This is a genomic window from Pseudodesulfovibrio pelocollis (assembly GCF_030282845.1).
In the GTDB taxonomy this organism is placed as follows: domain Bacteria; phylum Desulfobacterota; class Desulfovibrionia; order Desulfovibrionales; family Desulfovibrionaceae; genus Pseudodesulfovibrio; species Pseudodesulfovibrio pelocollis.
Window position 1 is genome coordinate 1 of sequence record NZ_JASTWE010000138.1, and the last position, 506, is coordinate 506.

Below are 506 nucleotides of genomic sequence, written 5' to 3' on the forward strand. Positions count from 1 at the left end.
GGCCATTCCGACAGTTTCACGCCATTCTTGTAGACATATGCTGGCACTGACGGCACACCATCCCAATTTTGTCCCGCATAAACGTCGTCTCCGTGGGCCACGAGGGCTGTCCATGATGCCTGACCGTGATCATTCGGCCACCCCTGTGCAACGCCGTTCTTGTAGACTCCGTCCACTTCGCCGCATGTTGCCCACACGTCGCCACTGCGCGTGACCACCACATTGAGCCACATGCGGTTGCCCCACCCCTGTGCAACGCCGTTAATGTAGACATCACCCCCGCTAACGCAGGCGGCCACGATGGGCACGCCGCCTCCGCGCAATCCCCTCCGAAAGACAGTCATCACGACACCTCCGTATAGCCGACAGCGCCTTGGGCGCAGATCATGCCGCCTATGCCGACGTCGAACTGGATGATGTCCACGGCCCCGGCCTCTGTGCTCACCTCATGCGCCGCGCCGCCGGGCCACTTGATGGCGGCGGGCCACGGCAGTGCCCACGCCGCC

At 63.4% G+C, this 506-nt stretch carries 1 protein-coding gene; it reads right to left on the minus strand.

Features of this window, described 5'->3' with window-relative positions:
- Positions 1-308, minus strand: a 308-nt coding sequence (locus tag QQS14_RS16575; protein ID WP_285908123.1) for a hypothetical protein, incomplete at its 3' end; no start/stop codon positions are given.
- Positions 309-506: the final 198 nt, after the last annotated feature.